This window comes from Hominilimicola sp., from assembly GCF_046972485.1.
GTDB classification, from domain to species: Bacteria; Bacillota; Clostridia; order UBA1381; family UBA1381; genus Hominilimicola; species Hominilimicola fabiformis.
Genome location: NZ_JBKVWU010000219.1, coordinates 1 through 1,416 on the forward strand (window position 1 = coordinate 1; position 1,416 = coordinate 1,416).

General features: G+C 39.3%; 2 protein-coding genes. Both read right to left on the reverse strand.

The window, feature by feature from the left end; genetic code table 11:
* Window positions 1-587 (reverse strand): thiamine phosphate synthase (gene thiE / locus ACLTU0_RS11920; RefSeq protein ID WP_412322663.1); only part of this gene is annotated, 587 nt, incomplete at its 3' end.
* Window positions 574-1,359 (reverse strand): hydroxyethylthiazole kinase, encoded by a 786-nt coding sequence (gene thiM, locus ACLTU0_RS11925; protein WP_412322664.1) that lies wholly within the window; start codon window positions 1,357-1,359, stop codon window positions 574-576. The genes thiE and thiM, both read right to left, overlap by 14 nt.
* Window positions 1,360-1,416: the final 57 nt, after the last annotated feature.

The following is a 1,416-nucleotide window of genomic DNA, read 5'->3' on the forward strand; positions in this document are numbered from 1 at the left end:
ATATCATCTTGTGCAAAAATACCCGAAACAACTGCCGCACCGACTATGCCTGTACCCTTTAATTGAAGTACATTATCACCGTCAATTCCGCCGATTGCGACAACGGGTATATTAACAGAGCTTGTTATGCTTTTCAAAGTCTGCATATCCATTTTCTTTGCGTCACCTTTTGTTGTTGTACCGAATATTGCACCGCTGCCAAGATAGTCAGCACCGTCTTTTTCGGCTTTTTGTGCTTGCTCGACAGTTTTTGCGGTGACGCCGATTATTTTGTTTTTACCCAAGATTTTTCTTGCCTCGTGAGCGGGCATATCATTTTGCCCGATATGCACACCGTCTGCATTAACCGCTTTTGCCACGTCCACGTTGTCGTTTATAATAAGAGGTACATTATATTTTTCGCACAATGATTTTATTTCTTTTGCAGAATTTATAAAATTGTCTGTTGACATATTTTTTTCGCGTAGCTGAAGCAGTGTAACACCGCCTTTTAAGGCTTTTTCAACGTCATCATAAAGCGTTCTGCCGTCGAGCCATGTTCTGTCCGTAACAGCATAAAGTCTTAGTGCTTTTTTATCTATATTCAATTTCAATCCCCTCCAAATCAGGATTTGTCATTTCATCAAAAAAGTTGTTTTTATATGTTGCGATACCTATATTTTCTTTGTATGCGTTTCTTCCGCAACTTGCATATAAACCGAATGCAACAGATACCGCATAAAAAAGATTATTCGGATTTGCGGCGGCAAATGCACCGATAACAGATGAAAGCATACAGCCGGAGCCTGTAATTTTTTTCATCATTGCGTGTCCGCCTGAAATAACGGCGGTATTTTTGCCGTCCGTAACAATATCCGATATACCGCTTACACCTATAATCGCGTTGGTCTTAAGCGAAAGCTTTTTTGCAAGCTCAACAGTATCGTCCAAACTGTCAATATTAACGGCGTCCACACCTGACATATTTTTAATGTTAAGACAAATGCTTTTAAGTTCCGATGCATTAAGTCTTATAATATCGGGTTTTACTTCCGTAATTATTTTATGAACGGCACTTGTTCTGAATTTGGAAATGCCTACTCCCACAGGGTCAAGAACGATAGGTATTTCTCTTGACTTTGCTGTTTTACCGGATATAAGCATAGCGTTTAATCGACTTTCGGAAATTGTTCCGCAGTTTAAAACAAGTCCGTCGGCAATTTGTGTTACTTCACCGACTTCCTTAGGCTCATCAGCCATAATCGGTGACGCACCGATTGTCAATGTTATATTTGCACAATCCGTTGCGGCAACGTAGTTGGTTATGTTATGAACAAGCGGACGTTTTGAATAAACATTTTGTATAATGTCTTTTATCATTGTTCACGTATAATTAAAACTATCTCGAAAGGGGGGTAGTTTTAATTATTTCTCCTT

Excerpts from the sequence above, each read along its gene's own strand:
- thiM (WP_412322664.1), bottom strand. The coding sequence starts at position 1,359 with ATGATAAAAGACATTATACAAAATGTTTATTCAAAACGTCCGCTTGTT.